This is a genomic window from uncultured Tateyamaria sp. (assembly GCF_947503385.1).
GTDB lineage: Bacteria > Pseudomonadota > Alphaproteobacteria > Rhodobacterales > Rhodobacteraceae > Tateyamaria.
Genome location: NZ_CANNDO010000001.1, coordinates 1,054,272 through 1,068,865 on the forward strand (window position 1 = coordinate 1,054,272; position 14,594 = coordinate 1,068,865).

General features: G+C 59.9%; 13 protein-coding genes. 7 read left to right on the forward strand and 6 right to left on the reverse strand.

Annotated features, from left to right (window positions below; genetic code table 11):
- Nucleotides 1-60: 60 nt before the first annotated feature.
- The gene (locus Q1A85_RS05140; protein ID WP_299686034.1) at nucleotides 61-1,077 is read left to right on the forward strand and encodes a glycine betaine/L-proline ABC transporter ATP-binding protein; all 1,017 of its coding nucleotides are present in this window, start codon (nucleotides 61-63) and stop codon (nucleotides 1,075-1,077) included.
- Entirely contained in the window at nucleotides 1,077-3,065 is a 1,989-nt protein-coding gene (locus tag Q1A85_RS05145) for an ABC transporter permease subunit (RefSeq protein WP_299686037.1), read from the forward strand. Before Q1A85_RS05140 ends, Q1A85_RS05145 begins: the two co-directional genes overlap by 1 nt.
- A gap of 92 nt (nucleotides 3,066-3,157) precedes the next feature.
- On the opposite strand, the gene Q1A85_RS05150 is transcribed toward Q1A85_RS05145, so the two are convergent.
- From Q1A85_RS05150 to Q1A85_RS05160, 3 genes are all read right to left on the reverse strand, one after another.
- Nucleotides 3,158-4,534, reverse strand: a complete 1,377-nt coding sequence (locus tag Q1A85_RS05150; protein WP_299686040.1) for a diguanylate cyclase — start codon at nucleotides 4,532-4,534, stop codon at nucleotides 3,158-3,160.
- A 188-nt stretch (nucleotides 4,535-4,722) separates the two neighbouring features.
- Complete coding sequence (locus tag Q1A85_RS05155; RefSeq protein ID WP_299686043.1) at nucleotides 4,723-5,553, reverse strand: GNAT family N-acetyltransferase; 831 nt, start codon at nucleotides 5,551-5,553, stop codon at nucleotides 4,723-4,725.
- On the reverse strand, nucleotides 5,550-6,248 hold the full coding sequence (locus Q1A85_RS05160) for a GntR family transcriptional regulator (protein WP_299686046.1): 699 nt from the start codon (nucleotides 6,246-6,248) through the stop codon (nucleotides 5,550-5,552). The genes Q1A85_RS05155 and Q1A85_RS05160 overlap by 4 nt, the downstream gene beginning before the upstream one ends.
- Nucleotides 6,249-6,478: 230 nt before the next feature.
- On the opposite strand from Q1A85_RS05160, the gene Q1A85_RS05165 reads away from it, so the two are divergent.
- The 5 genes from Q1A85_RS05165 (at nucleotide 6,479) to Q1A85_RS05185 (ending at nucleotide 11,129) form a co-directional block, all read left to right on the forward strand.
- Nucleotides 6,479-7,465, forward strand: coding sequence for an ABC transporter ATP-binding protein (locus Q1A85_RS05165; protein ID WP_299686050.1), 987 nt, complete (start codon nucleotides 6,479-6,481; stop codon nucleotides 7,463-7,465).
- 25 nt (nucleotides 7,466-7,490) lie between these two features.
- Nucleotides 7,491-8,750, forward strand: a complete 1,260-nt coding sequence (locus Q1A85_RS05170; RefSeq protein WP_299686053.1) for a PotD/PotF family extracellular solute-binding protein — start codon at nucleotides 7,491-7,493, stop codon at nucleotides 8,748-8,750.
- 93 nt (nucleotides 8,751-8,843) lie between these two features.
- The gene (locus Q1A85_RS05175) at nucleotides 8,844-9,665 is read left to right on the forward strand and encodes an ABC transporter permease (RefSeq protein ID WP_299686349.1); all 822 of its coding nucleotides are present in this window, start codon (nucleotides 8,844-8,846) and stop codon (nucleotides 9,663-9,665) included.
- 1 nt (nucleotide 9,666) lies between these two features.
- Nucleotides 9,667-10,506 carry an ABC transporter permease gene (locus Q1A85_RS05180; RefSeq protein ID WP_299686056.1) on the forward strand — a complete coding sequence of 280 codons (840 nt, stop codon included), beginning with the start codon at nucleotides 9,667-9,669 and terminating at the stop codon, nucleotides 10,504-10,506.
- On the forward strand, nucleotides 10,503-11,129 hold the full coding sequence (locus Q1A85_RS05185) for an aspartate/glutamate racemase family protein (protein WP_299686059.1): 627 nt from the start codon (nucleotides 10,503-10,505) through the stop codon (nucleotides 11,127-11,129). Before Q1A85_RS05180 ends, Q1A85_RS05185 begins: the two co-directional genes overlap by 4 nt.
- 31 nt (nucleotides 11,130-11,160) lie before the next feature.
- On the opposite strand, the gene Q1A85_RS05190 is transcribed toward Q1A85_RS05185, so the two are convergent.
- The 3 genes from Q1A85_RS05190 to rplS form a co-directional block, all read right to left on the reverse strand.
- Nucleotides 11,161-13,371 carry an FG-GAP-like repeat-containing protein gene (locus Q1A85_RS05190; protein ID WP_299686062.1) on the reverse strand — a complete coding sequence of 737 codons (2,211 nt, stop codon included), beginning with the start codon at nucleotides 13,369-13,371 and terminating at the stop codon, nucleotides 11,161-11,163.
- A 408-nt stretch (nucleotides 13,372-13,779) separates the two neighbouring features.
- Nucleotides 13,780-14,001 (reverse strand): 50S ribosomal protein L31, encoded by a 222-nt coding sequence (rpmE, locus tag Q1A85_RS05195; protein ID WP_299686065.1) that lies wholly within the window; start codon nucleotides 13,999-14,001, stop codon nucleotides 13,780-13,782.
- The gene (gene rplS, locus Q1A85_RS05200; protein WP_299686067.1) at nucleotides 13,998-14,387 is read right to left on the reverse strand and encodes a 50S ribosomal protein L19; all 390 of its coding nucleotides are present in this window, start codon (nucleotides 14,385-14,387) and stop codon (nucleotides 13,998-14,000) included. The genes rpmE and rplS overlap by 4 nt, the downstream gene beginning before the upstream one ends.
- Nucleotides 14,388-14,594 lie beyond the last annotated feature (207 nt).

Sequence of the window (14,594 nt, forward strand, 5' to 3'; positions counted from 1 at the left end):
GTTACACTCCGGGCGGGCGTTTTGAACACCGACGCCTGATCGGTGAGGAGAGCCAAAACCATGACCGCCGACACGGTGATTTCCTGCAAAAACGTCTGGAAGATTTTCGGCGCCGATCCGGAACGATATCTGCGGTCGATGCCTGCGGATCACAGCTTTGATGACATCCGGGCGGACGGCTACATCGCCGGGGTCAAGGATGTGTCCATCGAAGTTTCGCGCGGTGAGATGTTGGTGATCATGGGGTTGTCGGGGTCGGGGAAATCCACGCTTGTCCGTTGCTTTTCCCGCCTGCACGAAATCACAGGCGGGTCGATCGTGGTTGAGGGGCAGGACATCATGTCCCTGTCCGAAAAGGAACTGATCGAGTTGCGCCGCAACAAGATGGGTATGGTGTTTCAATCCTTTGGCCTGTTGCCGCACCGCACGGTGCTGGAAAACGTGGCCTTCCCGCTTGAAATGCGCGGGCAGGACAAACACACGCGCCGCGAACGGGCGCTTGAGGTGGTCAAGCTGGTGGGGCTCGAAGGGCGCGAAGAGTATTTCCCCCGCGAACTGTCGGGCGGTCAGCAGCAGCGCGTAGGCATCGCCCGCAGCCTCGCCATTGAGCCAGACATCTGGTTTCTGGACGAACCCTTTTCAGCGCTTGATCCACTGATCCGGCGCGAGATGCAGGACGAGTTTCTGCGCCTGCAAGGGATGCTGGGCAAGACCATTGTCTTTATCACCCACGACTTTGACGAGGCGTTGCGGCTGGCGGATCGTATCGCGATCATGAAGGACGGCGCGGTCGAACAATGCGACACGCCCGATCAGATCGTGTTGAACCCCGCCACCGAATACGTGCGCAAATTCACCGAAGACATCGACAAGGCCCGCGTGGTGCACGCGGGCGTTCTGGCGCAGGCCGACGCGGCGGGCGAGGGGGAGCCGGTGGATGCCAAGGCATCGGTGCAGGATCTTGCGCGCCTGTTGGTGCATGACACCCGTCCTGTCATTCCGGTTGCCACGAACGGCACTGTGATTGGCGGGATGGACCGTATCGCCGCGCTGGATATCTTGCTGGAGGCCAGTTGATGGCCAACGTGGCCGACACGATCAAGGACGCGGCCCCTGCGGTTGGACAATGGACCCGTGGCAGACTGGCGCTGGTCCTTGTGGGCATTGCCGTCGCGTTGACCTTGCTGCGATATGCCGGATTGTTGCCGGATGCCCTGTTTCGTCTCCCCGAGGCGCTGATTCCGCCCTTTGCGCTTTGGCTGGACGTGATCTTCAATTTCATCAAGGACGATCTGGGCCTGTTGGCCTTTACGCGGATGCTGACCGAAGGGCTGGAATGGCTGCTGGATGTGACCGCCAACCTGATGTTCGGCAAGCGGCGCTGGCCGTATCTTGGGCCGATCCCTTGGACGGCTGTGGCGGCGGTGGCCGCCGTCATCGGCTACTATCTTGGCGGTTGGCGCATGGCTGCGCTGGGGGCGGGCACGTTCATTTGGACTGCGTTGATCGGTCAGTGGAAAATCGCGATGGAGACGATGTCCGTGCTAATGGTCGCGGCTCCGCTTGCGTTCTTTATCGGGCTGGGGCTGGGGATCCTTGCGTGGAAATACACCGCCGTGAACCGCGCGATCAAACCGATCCTTTCGGTACTACAGACGCTGCCCTTCTTTACGTATCTGCTGCCTGCGGTCATCTTCTTTAAGGTTGGGCCAACCGCCGGCGCGGTGGCCACAACGATCTATGCCATTCCCCCGATGATCCTGATGACGACGCTGGGGCTGCAAAAGGTCCCGTCGGAAGTGGTCGAGGCAGGCAACATGAGCGGTTGCAGCAAATGGCAGCTGCTGCGTCATGTCTATCTGCCATCAGCCCGTACAGAAATCCTCGTGGGTGTGAACCAAGTCATCATGCTGTGTCTGGCGATGGTTGTTCTGACCGCATTTATCGGAATGCCCGGTCTGGGGGCCAAGCTGTTGGCGATGATGGGCAGTTTCAAGCTGGGTCGGTCGTTCGAGATTGGCGTGACAATTGTTCTGCTTGCGGTGACGCTCGACCGGATGTCAAAAGCATGGGTTGTCAAACAGCCCGAGCATTTCGAACGCGATACGCCGTGGTGGCGCAGGCATGTCATGTTGCTGACGGGCTTGGCCGCGTTCGTGTTTTTCTGCATCGCTGCTCAGTTCGTGGAGGTGTTTGCAGAAATCGGACGCAAGCAGAACTTTAGCCAAGGCAAGGAAATTGACACGCTGATCAAGCAGTTTCTGGCTCTTGATCCGGTGCAGAACACGACCGGTGCCATCCGTTACGTGCTGAATGTCTGGATTTTGAACCCGTTCCGCGATTTCCTGCTGTCGATACCGACTCCGGCCTTTATTTTGTGTGTCGTGGCCTTTGCATTGGCGTTGGGGGGCAAGCGTCCAGCGGTTTATGGTGCGATTTTCTTTAGCCTTGTGGCGCTGTCGGGGTGGTGGGATCGTTCTGTGATCACGCTCTATTCGGTGATCTCGGCCGTGACACTTGCCCTTTTGATTGGTGTGCCGGTGGGTATCGCGGCGGCGCGGTCGGAAAAGTGGTCGCAGCGGGTGCTTTTGGCCTGCGACACGGCGCAGACATTCCCCAGCTTCATCTATCTGATCCCGGCGATCATGCTGTTTGGCATCACGGCGACATCCGTTGTCATGTCCATCCTGATCTTTGCGATGGTGCCGCTGACCCGCTACACAATCGAAGGGTTGCGTACCGTGCCCCCTGAAATGACCGAAGCGGCAGATATGGCGGGGGCCACGCGGATGCAAAAGCTGGTGAAGGTTCAACTGCCCTTGGCGCTGCCGACAATGGCGGTGGGGTTCAATCAGGCGATCATGTTTGCCTTCTTCATGGTGATCATTGCTGCGTTCATCGGAACGCAGGACCTTGGGCAAGAATTGCAGCGGACACTTGCGGGCACAGATTTGGGCAAGAATTTCGTGTTGGGTATTTGCGTGTCGTTGATGGCGCTGACCTTTGATCTGACAATCATGAAATGGGCGGCGGATCAGAAAAAAGCATTGGGTCTGCCGGACTAGCGCCCAGTCTGGTGTTACATAGCGACCGGTTTCAATTGCTGCCGTTTTACCCGTCTCGCGCTGTGTCACGTCCCAAACGCGCGGTGAGCGGGTCAAGCTGCGGCGATGGCAAAACTCTCGTTCCCGCTGTCCATGCTTTTGCAAAACAGAACAGGGTAATCGGCCTGTTTCTGCTTTGACCAATACATTGCAGCATCCGCATGTGACAGCACCGTTTCCCAAGCCGTGCCGGGGCTTGCAACGGCCAGGCCGACCGAAGGGGTTACGATCTGCTCGCTTTCGTTGAACGAAACCGGCGATTTTGCGAGCGCCAAAATCCGTTCGGCGACGCGGATGGCGGCGGATTCCGCTTCTGGATCGACGACGACGCAGATGAACTCATCCCCGCCCAATCTGGCGACGATATCCGTCTTTCTGACAGCCGTCTGAATGCGTTCGGCGGTGACACGCAATGCGATATCCCCAACCTCGTGTCCGAAGGTATCGTTCAGTGCCTTGAATTTGTTCAGGTCGAGGTAGATCGCCGCAAGATGACCACGTTCAAGGCTCCGCAGGATATCCTTGCTGCGCAGGGATTCGGCCAGTCCGGCGCGGTTCAACACGCCTGTCAGTTGATCGGTGGTCGCAATTTTCCGCGCCTGCCCCAGAGCGATGTATTGCAGGCGAAAGTACCGCGCAGCCAAGGCGCAAATGCCCAGAACGCTTGCCGCGATCAAAATGACGCTTGGCAGCAGCTTGTCCCGCAGGCGCGTACCCAACGACTGAATGTCCCATGTCACTGTGGCAACCGGCACATCGTTCAGGTCTGTGAGTGTCAGGCCCGCTGCATCCGAGGCAACCGGATCAAAGGGCGTCAGCTCAATGCGGGTGATGTCCGTCGCCCCAAGAAGCGCATCAAGCCGCTGTTGATCAAGTTGAATTAACCCGTACATCGCGGTAAGCTCTGCGTCGGGCATATCGGCGATAGCATCGGGCGTGATCCACGCCCCGACCACCTGAAAGACTTGTCCGTTCCGGTCGATCACCGATGACACGGAAAGATAGTCGGCAGGGTCGTTTTGCGTGAGTGCGGCCCACACAGGTGACACTGCCGCAGGGTCGAACAGCGTCTGCGCCTCATCGCCCATAACCTCGTCAAAGGCGTAAAGGAGTGTTCCATCCGGTCCAACGATGAATATCTGGTCAAACAGAGCGCTTTCCGTGGCCCCGGACCCGAGGTTTTCCAATACTCCGGCATCATCGCGCGCGGCTACCACGTCATGGGCCAGCGTCCAATATGCGTAATCCTCAACCGCAAGAGACAGAGCTTTGGCGGTTTCGCTCAGCTTCAGGTCCACGAGGGCATAGGCTTTTTCTTCTTCCGTCCGCTCGATTTGAGAGGTCATCCAGAACAACATGCCAAGAATGACGCAAGCCGACAGCAGACCCAGAAAGCCCAACAAAAAGAAGACGTGCCGCCAAGATGCCATTCGAATACCGATACCGCGAAACCGTGCGCGCAGTGTTCGGGAAAATGAGTTTAGAACTGGTAAACAATGGTGCGTCAGTTGCTGATATCGCCGAAAATGCCAGAGACGAGATCCGTGGACCGGATCAGGAGCCATCCACATCAACACATGTTCGCGCGGTTTGGGCCGGGATACGGCCCATGTCCCGACTAGCCCAATTCCATGGTTGCGATGGCGCAAAATGGCGGCAATTCGGCGTTCGGTGGCGTACCCGTCCACATTCTGGCAGTTTCGAAAACAGGTGTGAAACCGCAGGCCTCCAAAACCCCGGCGAGAGGCGTGGACCGTCCCGGCACGTCGACAAACATCGGAGCGCCTGGCGCAGAAAACGGGTTGGCGCCCAGCAGTGCAACGGCGTCGACATCTGACACAGCGTGAAGCGGCCCGACCTTTGTGCCCATGCCGCAGCGACGGAACGTCGCGAAACCGGCGACCGCAGACCTGTTCGTCAGGATCATTGTCTGGCGGCTGGGTGCTGCGGACACCCACGACGCTGCAAAGGCTTGGCGGTCAATGCCTGATGCCGTCCTGTCGCGCGCGACCAGCTCGGCGACGTCGGACGTGGTCGCAGGACGGATGCGGCGGTCACGATGGGCGGCGATCTGACCATTGTACCGGATGGTTTCGCCATGTTTGACAAAGCCGGAACGGGCGTAGTTTTCTTGCTGTTCGGGCACTCCGTCCAGCCCGATGCAGCGTGTACCGGCATGGGCGATGCCCGCGCGCCAGACGTCCCAGCCGTGGCCTTGGCCGCGATAGCCCGGCTTGCACAGATACAGGCCAAGGAAAGCAAACGCAGCGTCGTGATTGACGACGGAAACGGCGGCCACGGGTGCGCCGTCGACCTCTTTGACCAGGAACCCGGCGGGGTCTGCGGCATGAAATGCCGCTGCATCGTTCAGACCGGGGTTCCAGCCTTCGGCTTCGGCCCACGCCAAGACTGTGCCCAGATCATCAAAGGTCATCGCGCGTATTGTCATGGCGACAAGGCATCCCTGAGCGACAGGGTGCGCCCGTTACGTTCGCGCAGATCTAATGCAGAGTGCAAATCGACAAGGTGGCTGCGCATCAACTCTTCGGCTTGTGTGGCGTTGCCGTCCGCCAGCGCCTGTACCAAGGCATGATGGGCATGTTTTTCGCAAAGCGCACTCTCGCGCCGCCAATAGAGCGCGATGATCAGAGACGAGCGGGCGACCAGTGTCTCGATGAAACCGGCAATTGTCGCCTGATCCGCGATGCGCGCAATTTCAGTGTGGAACAGACCCGAAAGATACAGCGCGCGTCCAGGATCGGCGGCATCCAACGCCGCATGTTCGTCGCTGATGTGACGTTCCAGCCGGGCAATGTCAGCTTGGGTCGCGCGCCGTGCGGCGGTGTGAGCGGTGCGGGGTTCCAGAAGTTCGCGGGCTTCGAACACCTCATGCGCTTCGGTAGGAGAGGGGGAGGCGACGGATGCGCCTTTGTTGCGGCGGATATCTACCAGCTTGATATGCGACAGGCTCAGCAATGCGGCCCGCACAACCGTGCGCGACACGCCATAGATGTCAGCCAGTTCACCCTCGCCCAGTTTCGTGCCGGGTGCGATCCTGTGTTCGTGGATGGCCAGCGAAAGTGCCTGCGCAATGCTGTCTCCGGTCGCGGGCTGCGCCGCGTGTGAAGCTGTGCCTTGGGTCATGTGCGTCCTTTCCGGGTTCCCACATGGCAGAGGCAATGGTGCGCCTCAAGGCTTTCGCTCGTACGCACTACAAACAAAGATTGTATACAATTTTGTGTTCAATTTTTGATCAATACGGCGTGGAAGCGCAGCAATTTTCAGCACAGCCGACAATCCGCCCCGGAAAACCGCCGCTCCGATTTGCCATGGGACCCCACCGCCCAATTCAGTGACTCAACGCCGGGGGCCAAATGACCACATCGCACAAAGAGCTGGAATTGGTATCCGTGACCAAGCGCTATGGCGCGACGGTGGCGGTTGATGCGATCCACCACAAATTTCAGCCGGGCGGCTACGCCTGTTTGCTGGGGCCTTCGGGATGCGGAAAATCCTCGACCCTGCGGATGATCGCGGGCCATGAAATCGTGTCGGACGGGTCCATCCTGCTGGGTGGGTCTGACATTTCCGACCTGCCGCCTGCCAAACGTGGCACAGCGATGATGTTCCAGAACTACGCGCTGTTTCCGCATCTGAGCGTGGCCGACAACGTCGCCTTCAGCCTGAAAATGCGCGGCGAGGACCGCCAGACACGGCTGGCAAAAGCGGGCGAGATGCTGGAGCTTGTCGATCTCAGCGCGCTGAGCGACCGGTTGCCGGATCAATTATCGGGGGGCCAACAACAGCGCGTGGCGCTGGCCCGCGCGCTGATCACGCGGCCCGACGTCTTGTTGCTGGACGAACCATTATCCGCGCTCGACCCGTTTTTGCGTATCCGAATGCGCGGCGAACTGCGCAGGTTGCAGCGCGAACTGGGGATCAGTTTTGTCCACGTCACTCACGGACAGGACGAAGCGCTGGCACTGGCGGATGAGATCGTCGTGATGAACAACGCCGTGATCGAACAGGCCGGGTCAGCCCGCGACGTGTTCAACGCGCCTCGCACTGCCTTTGTTGCGCAGTTCATCGGGGGGCACAACGTTATCGCCCTCCCGCAAGGCCATTTTGCCATCCGCACCGATGCCGTTGGCATTGGGGACCCCAGCGCGGGCGGGATGGAAGGCAGCATCCTTGCCGTGGAATACCAAGGGGCGCATGTCGCCGTTTCAGCCCGTGTCGCGGGTGACCAAGAGGTCAGCGCGATGGTGCCCGAAGCCCAGTTTTTCACCAACCCTTTCAACCCAGGCGATCCGGTCGGTCTGATCTGGGACGACGCAAATCTGCACAAGCTCACGGCCTAATCACCCCGACAAGGAGAGAACGAACATGACCACCCTATCCAGAAGAAATGTCCTCAAGGGCGGCGCAGCATTCGCCGCTGGCAGCACCCTCGGCGCACCGATGATCTGGGCGCAAAACATCAAGGACGTAACACTGCGCCAGTTCGGCACGGGCGTGTCGAACCTCAATGATGTGGCCAACAAGGTAAAGGAAGACCTCGGCTTCACTTTGGAAATGACCGCGCTCGACAGTGACAGCGTCACACAGCGTGCCGCCACCCAACCCGGCAGTTTCGACATCGCCGACATTGAATACTGGATCTGCAAGAAAGTCTGGCCGACGGGCAATTTGCAGGCGATGGACACGTCGAAAATCAAGAATTACGACAAGATCGTGGGCATCTTCCGCAATGGCAAGCTGACGCCGGAAAGCACCATCGCCCAAGGCACCGCACCGCATACGGTTGGCTTTGTCGAAGGGCCGGATGGCAAAGGGTTTGTCGACAACGAAAGCGGTTGGATGACCCTGATCCCCACCATCTACAACGCCGACACGCTGGGCATCCGCCCGGACCTGATCGGACGCCCTATTTCCAACTGGTCCGAACTTCTGAACCCCGAATTCAAGGGCAAGGCGTCCATCCTCGACATCTCGTCCATCGGGATCATGGACATGGCGATGGTTGTCGAATCCATGGGCGAATACACCTACCCCGACAAGGGCAACATGACCCGCGAAGAAATTGACCTGACCATGGCGATCTTCACCGAAGCCAAGAAGAACGGCCAGTTCCGCGCCTTCTGGAAGTCCTTTGATGAAAGCGTCAACCTGATGGCCTCGGGCGAGGTCGTCATCCAGTCCATGTGGTCGCCCGCGATCACTGCGGTCAAATCCAAGGGCGTGCCCTGCATCTACCAACCGCTCGAAGAAGGGTATCGGTCATGGGGGGGTGGCATTGGTCTGTCGGCATCCCTGAGCGGGCTCGAACGCGACGCCGCCTATGAATACATCAACTGGTATCTCGACGGCTGGGTCGGCGGCTACCTGATGCGGCAGGGCTACTACTCGGCGGTGCCGGAAACCTCCAAGAACTACATGTCCGAAAACGAATGGGGCTACTGGTTCGAGGGCAAGGAAGCCACGGACACCATTACCTCACCCACGGGCGACGCGCTTGCCCAAGCCGGGGAAACCCGCGACGGCGGTTCGTTCCAAGAGCGGATGGGTGCCGTGGCCTGCTGGAACGCCGTCATGGACGAAAACCAGTACATGGTCCGCAAGTGGAACGAATTCATCGCGGCCTGACAGATAACGGGACGGGGGCCAGTGGTGCCCGTCCCGACCCCTTTTCGGAAAGTCCCCTGCGTGCTGAAGAACAATACCTTGATTGGATGGTTGATGGCGCTGCCGATCATGGCGGTGCTTGTGTTCTTTTTGGTGCTGCCCATCGCAATGATCGTGGTGGTCAGCTTTTGGCAGGCGACCGAGTTTTCGATCATCCCGGCCTTTGACTTTGAAAACTACCAGTTCCTCTTTGGGTCAAATGTCACCTACCGGGTGTTCCTGAACACTTTCAAATATGCCCTCATCACTTGGGCCTTTACGCTTGGTATCGGCTTTACCGTCGCTTATTTCCTCGCCTTCCATGTCCGCAGTCTGACATGGCAGGTTGTTTTGTTCCTGCTGTGCACAATCCCGTTCTGGACATCGAACATTATCCGGATGATCAGCTGGATCCCGTTTCTGGGCCGCAATGGCATCGCCAATTCCACGCTGATCTCGTGGGGTGTGATCGACGCACCGCTCGACTGGCTGCTGTTTTCGGACTTTGCCGTGATCCTCGCTTTTGTGCATCTTTACACGCTGTTCATGGTGGTTCCGATCTTCAACACGATGATGCGGATCGACAAGTCCCTGATCGAAGCGGCGCGGGACGCGGGCGCAACGGGTGCGCAAATCCTGTGGAATGTCATCATCCCGCTGACCAAACCGGGGATGATGATTGGCACGATTTTTGTGGTGACGCTGGTGATGGGCGACTTTATCACCGTGCGCTTCATGTCCGGATCGCAATCGGCGAATGTCGGGCGGCTCATCTCGAACGATATCGCGCTGCTGGCGTATCCGTCCGCGTCAGCGACCGCTGTCGTGCTGCTGCTCACCGTGCTGATCGTCATTGGCATCCTGTTGCGGTTTGTCGACATCAGGAAGGAGCTGTAGGATGGAGCCGCGCCCCAAATCATTCTACGTGCTCGGCGCCTTTTTCGCGCTGTTCCTGCTGTTCCTGTACGGGCCGACGATCACCATCGCGATCCTGTCGTTTCAAGGGCCGGGCGGTGGGCTGACCTTTCCGATGCGCGGCACGTCGTTGCATTGGTTCCGCGACCTGTTCGAACAACAGGCAGTGGGCGATATCTGGGGCAGCTTCCGCCGCAGCTTTGTGCTTGGGCTGATGGTCATGGTCACCACCGTGGTGCTGTCGGTCATGGGCGGGCTGGCCTTTCGCAAGCGGTTCAGGGGGGCGGGCGTGCTGTTTTACCTGATCATCACCGCGCTGGTGATCCCCTCCATCCTAATCTCGTTGGGCGTTGGGCTGATCTTTTCGCAATCGGGGCTGAACGTGCACTGGTCCACCTCCGGGTTTGGAGCGCAGCTGACATGGACATTGCCCTTTGGGCTATTGATCATGTTCGCCGTCTTCAACCGGTTTGACAAAAGCTATGAGGAAGCGGCGCGCGATCTGGGTGCCACATCGTGGCAGACATTGCGCCATGTGGTGTTGCCCATCATCGGACCGTCCCTCATTGGCGTTGCGCTTTTCGGCTTTACCCTCAGTTACGATGAATTTGCCCGCACGCTGCTTACTGCGGGCAGTTACAACACGCTGCCGCTGGAAATTTTTGGCATGACGACAAATGTCACCACGCCGGTGCTTTATGCCCTTGGTACTTTGACAACTGTGTTTTCCCTGCTGATGATCGGCCTGTTCCTGTGCCTTGCGCTCTGGAGCGCGCGCCGCAAAGCGCGGGCCGGGACGGATGCGGGTAAGGGAATGCTATGATCGTTCTGATCAACCCCAACAGCACCGTTTCGATGACCCAAGCGATGCTGCGTACCGCCCGGGAAACAGTGCCTCACGCGCAATTCGAAGGGTGGACGTCGCATGACGGCCCCCCTGCCATTCAGGGCAAGGCGGACGGCGAATTGGCCGAGGGGCCGCTGTTGGCGTTGGTCAGGGATGCCTCGGATCAGGGCGCATCGGCAGTCATCATCGGATGCTTTGACGACACCGCGTTGGAGGCCGCGCGGGACATCGCCGATTGCCCCGTTATCGGGATCGGACAGGCGGCCTACCACCTTGCAGCCATAGCGGGTGGTCGGTTTTCCGTTGTGACCACGCTGGCGGTGTCGGTGCCGATCCTCGAGGCCAATGTGCGCGCTTACGGTCTGGGTGCCGGGCTGGCCAAAGTACGGGCCAGCGGTGTCCCGGTTCTCGCGCTGGAGCAGGACGCAACCGCCGCCACGGACCGAGTCATTAATGAGGTGCAAAAGGCCGCGCGCGAGGATGGCGTGCGGTCTGTCGTGCTGGGATGTGGCGGTATGGTCGATATCCGCATCGTATCACCGACTGTTCGCCTCATCGACGGTGTGCGCGCAGCGGCGAGCTTTGCCAGCCAGTTTTGACCGCCGCGCGGTGGGGACCCGGACGCCCCAGCTAGGGTATGTAGTACATCACCCCAGCCCCCGGTCCCGATCCTTCGACGTTTTCACCGGGAGAACCGACAATTAGAAAGGCCGAGTGTTCACCCGGATCGTGCCCACCGATCAGGGCAGCGCCGAACATATCCTGCGCCTCGTTTCGACCAGCCAACTGATCGAAATGGATCGGTGCCGCAAGAAGCCCGTTCTGCGTGCCAAGCGCGGTATAGAACACGCCCGCATTTGGCCCCGAACCACGGTAATTTTCGCCCGGCGCTCCAATTGCGAGATCGTCAAAACTGTCGCCGTTCAAATCTGCACTGGTCAGGGCAAATCCAAACCGATCGCCGGATTCGTTTCGACCGATGGGCGCTTGGGTCAACAGGGTGGGGGCCGTCAAACCGGCCCCGAACGACCCGGCAAAGACGAACACCACGCCGGCGTCCGGCCCCGATCCGTCGAAATTTTCGCCCGGTGCCCCAACGGCGAGATCGGCGATACCGTCTGCGTTGAAATCCCCCGAGGCCAGCGCAAAGCCAAACGCATCGCCCGCCTCGTTGCGGCCAGCCGGAGCTTGTCCCAAGGTGCCGACACTGTTCAACCCACCCGCGCTTCCGTGGTAGATGACCACCGCGCCCGACGGAGCACTGCCCGACACCGCCCGCATCGGCGCCCCCACGGCCAGATCGTCAAAACCGTCGCCGTTGAAATCCCCGGTTGCCAGCGCATGGCCGAACTGGTCCCCGGATGACACGCGGCCCGCGCCGTGCGGCAAAACATCAGGCAACGCCAGCCCGGTCGTGGTGCCATCATAAATGAATACGGATCCGGACCCTGACACCCGGCGCGTTGCGGAATCGCCCGGCGCGCCGATCGCAACATCCATGAGACCGTCGCCATTGAAGTCGCCCGTTGCAATTGCGGAACCAAAGAGATCGCCGCTTTGACTGGCTTCGACGGGTTCCTGTTTCAGCACGACGGGCGTGCCAAACTCTGTGCCCGTGCCGGGAAACAGGAACACCACACCTGCATTGGGGCCAGAGCTTTGGTAGTCCTCGCCCGGTGCGCCCACGAGCAAATCAGTGTTTGCGCCGCCAATGACATCGGCACTTGCCAAGGCAGCACCAAACCGGTCGCCAGCCTCGTTCCGACCGGCCCCCGATTGCTCCAGATAGCCCGAGGGCTCAAACAGTGCCCCGCGTCGGCTGAACAGAAAAACAACACCGGCATCCGCACCTGACCCGCGGTAATCCTCGCCCGGCGCGCCCACCGCGACATCAAGGCTGTTGAACGATCCGCCGGTGTCGATGAACTCTCCTACCGCAAAGGCGGACCCCATTCGGTCGCCCGCCTCGTTCCGACCCGATCCGCGTTGGTCAAACCATGCGGCGTCGTGGCGGCGGCCGAGCTTGTATTCGATCCATTCGCCCAGCCGGGGTGCAAACAGGCCACTGGAATCCGTGCCGCCAGGGCCAAACGTCACCACGTAGGTCTCCGCCGTATTCTGGAGATCCCCGATGACATAGAGCTGATCATCCTCGGGATTGGTCCAATATAGCGGGCCACCGCTGTCACCTGGCGCAACGGATCGCCGCGCGCTGGTTGTTGTGACGCAGATTTTGTTGGGAATGCAGCCACAGGTCCGCGTGCTGGCATTGCTGACGCGGCACGCCGCAGGCCATGGCGCGCTGTCGCGGTAGGTGGCGCCCGATGCGTTCAGCGTCATTCTGTAGCGTGGATAGACCGGCGTTATCTGTGGCCCGCCCGGCACTTGGGGCGGGACCGCAATCAACGAACCCCAGCCTGCGGTGCGAAAGTCCTGCTGCGACCAGTCGATATCCATGCCGCTTGCGTCCAACAGCGGTTTGGCAGGCACCGCATGGTCCGGGGATATCGGACCATCCAGCAGCAACAGCACCATGTCGGCATAGCCGGGTTTGGCAAAGTATCTGACGTTCTTGGTGTCGAGCCAATTGAGCGTGTCGTGTCCCACGTGGATTTGCATCCCGTCGGGCAACCGGTTGTAGGTGGGATACCATTTCTTGGGATGGATCCAGTCCGCCTGATCCGAGGACCGATACCTGTTCGCACCGGCAGGGCGTGGCGCGACGTTCTGCATGTCGAGGCAATGCCCTGCCGACAAAACGATGTTGGGCGCGATCAGCGTTCCGGTGCATCGGGCGGTGGTGCCGGTTGGGGTCGCAGCAGCGTCGGTATGTATGTACACGGTCGCGTTCTCGACCGGGGACCTGCCATCACGTGCGCCGCTGGTAATCGCGGCAGTGGCGCCGTCAACGTCGCTTTGGCTATGCGCGGGTGCAGTAAGAAAAGGGCTTATGCAAAGAAGGGCACACGCAAGCGTATGCCGTTTGGGCAAATAACACATCATAATAACTCTCCAAAAATACTGGCGAGTGTAGCAATCTCCGGGCCGAATACCAAATTGCGGGGCCGCGACTGTCACGGCGCTGCGAAAATCCCGCGCTTTTGGGGTCATGCGATACGCCACATATTTGCGTCCAGTCGGGATGCACCGTGGCGTTGGCGGATCATCGATGCAGAGGCACCGCGCCCAACGAAAAAGGCCGCCCCAGTCGGAGCGGCCCTTTCACCAAACGCGTATATGCCAGAGTGCTTAGAAGCCCAGGCCAGCGTATTTGTTCTTGAACTTGGACACGCGGCCACCGGTGTCCATCAGACGGGCGCCGCCGCCGGTCCATGCGGGGTGCACCGACGGGTCGATGTCCAGCGCCAGCTGGTCGCCTTCCTTGCCCCATGTGGATTTCATCTGGACCACTGTGCCGTCCGTCATCTTGACGTCGATGATGTGGTAGTCGGGATGCGTATCGGCTTTCATGCCTCTGCTCCTTCGGACTTCTTGGGTTTGTAGTTGGTGACTTCCGCGATCCGGGCCGATTTGCCGCGGCGGGTGCGGAGGTAGTACAGTTTGGCGCGACGCACGCGACCGCGGCGGACCACGGTGATGCTGTCGATGTTGGTCGAATAGAGAGGGAATACCCGCTCCACGCCTTCGCCAAAGGAAATCTTGCGAACCGTGAACGACCCGGCGATGCCGTGACCGTTGTTGCGTGCGATGCAGACACCTTCGTAATTCTGAACACGGGTGCGTGTGCCTTCGGTCACGCGAAAGCCGACACGAATGGTGTCACCGGCTTTGAAGTCGGGGATGTCTTTCCCCAGGGCGGCGATTTGCTCCGCCTCAAGCTGTGCGATCAGGTCCATTGACCATCACTCCTATGATGCTCGCGGTTTTGGTCCGCGAAGGTTTGTGCGTGTCCTCAGAGCTCTGCGTCTTCACCGGGTCCGCCATTGCGCCCGCCAGAGGTCAGGTCATCGTTCCTTGTCTTTGTCCGCCTTGCACCGAGATCACGTGCCGAAGAAGGCACCACAGCACAAAGGGCCGATACGGGCCGGGCCCGAGTCGGAATG

Excerpts from the sequence above, each read along its gene's own strand:
- Q1A85_RS05140 (WP_299686034.1), top strand. The coding sequence starts at position 61 with ATGACCGCCGACACGGTGATTTCCTGCAAAAACGTCTGGAAGATTTTC.
- Q1A85_RS05145 (WP_299686037.1), top strand. The coding sequence starts at position 1,077 with ATGGCCAACGTGGCCGACACGATCAAGGACGCGGCCCCTGCGGTTGGA.
- Q1A85_RS05150 (WP_299686040.1), bottom strand. The coding sequence starts at position 4,534 with ATGGCATCTTGGCGGCACGTCTTCTTTTTGTTGGGCTTTCTGGGTCTG.
- Q1A85_RS05155 (WP_299686043.1), bottom strand. The coding sequence starts at position 5,553 with ATGACAATACGCGCGATGACCTTTGATGATCTGGGCACAGTCTTGGCG.
- Q1A85_RS05160 (WP_299686046.1), bottom strand. The coding sequence starts at position 6,248 with ATGACCCAAGGCACAGCTTCACACGCGGCGCAGCCCGCGACCGGAGAC.
- Q1A85_RS05165 (WP_299686050.1), top strand. The coding sequence starts at position 6,479 with ATGACCACATCGCACAAAGAGCTGGAATTGGTATCCGTGACCAAGCGC.
- Q1A85_RS05170 (WP_299686053.1), top strand. The coding sequence starts at position 7,491 with ATGACCACCCTATCCAGAAGAAATGTCCTCAAGGGCGGCGCAGCATTC.
- Q1A85_RS05175 (WP_299686349.1), top strand. The coding sequence starts at position 8,844 with ATGGCGCTGCCGATCATGGCGGTGCTTGTGTTCTTTTTGGTGCTGCCC.
- Q1A85_RS05180 (WP_299686056.1), top strand. The coding sequence starts at position 9,667 with ATGGAGCCGCGCCCCAAATCATTCTACGTGCTCGGCGCCTTTTTCGCG.
- Q1A85_RS05185 (WP_299686059.1), top strand. The coding sequence starts at position 10,503 with ATGATCGTTCTGATCAACCCCAACAGCACCGTTTCGATGACCCAAGCG.
- rpmE (WP_299686065.1), bottom strand. The coding sequence starts at position 14,001 with ATGAAAGCCGATACGCATCCCGACTACCACATCATCGACGTCAAGATG.
- rplS (WP_299686067.1), bottom strand. The coding sequence starts at position 14,387 with ATGGACCTGATCGCACAGCTTGAGGCGGAGCAAATCGCCGCCCTGGGG.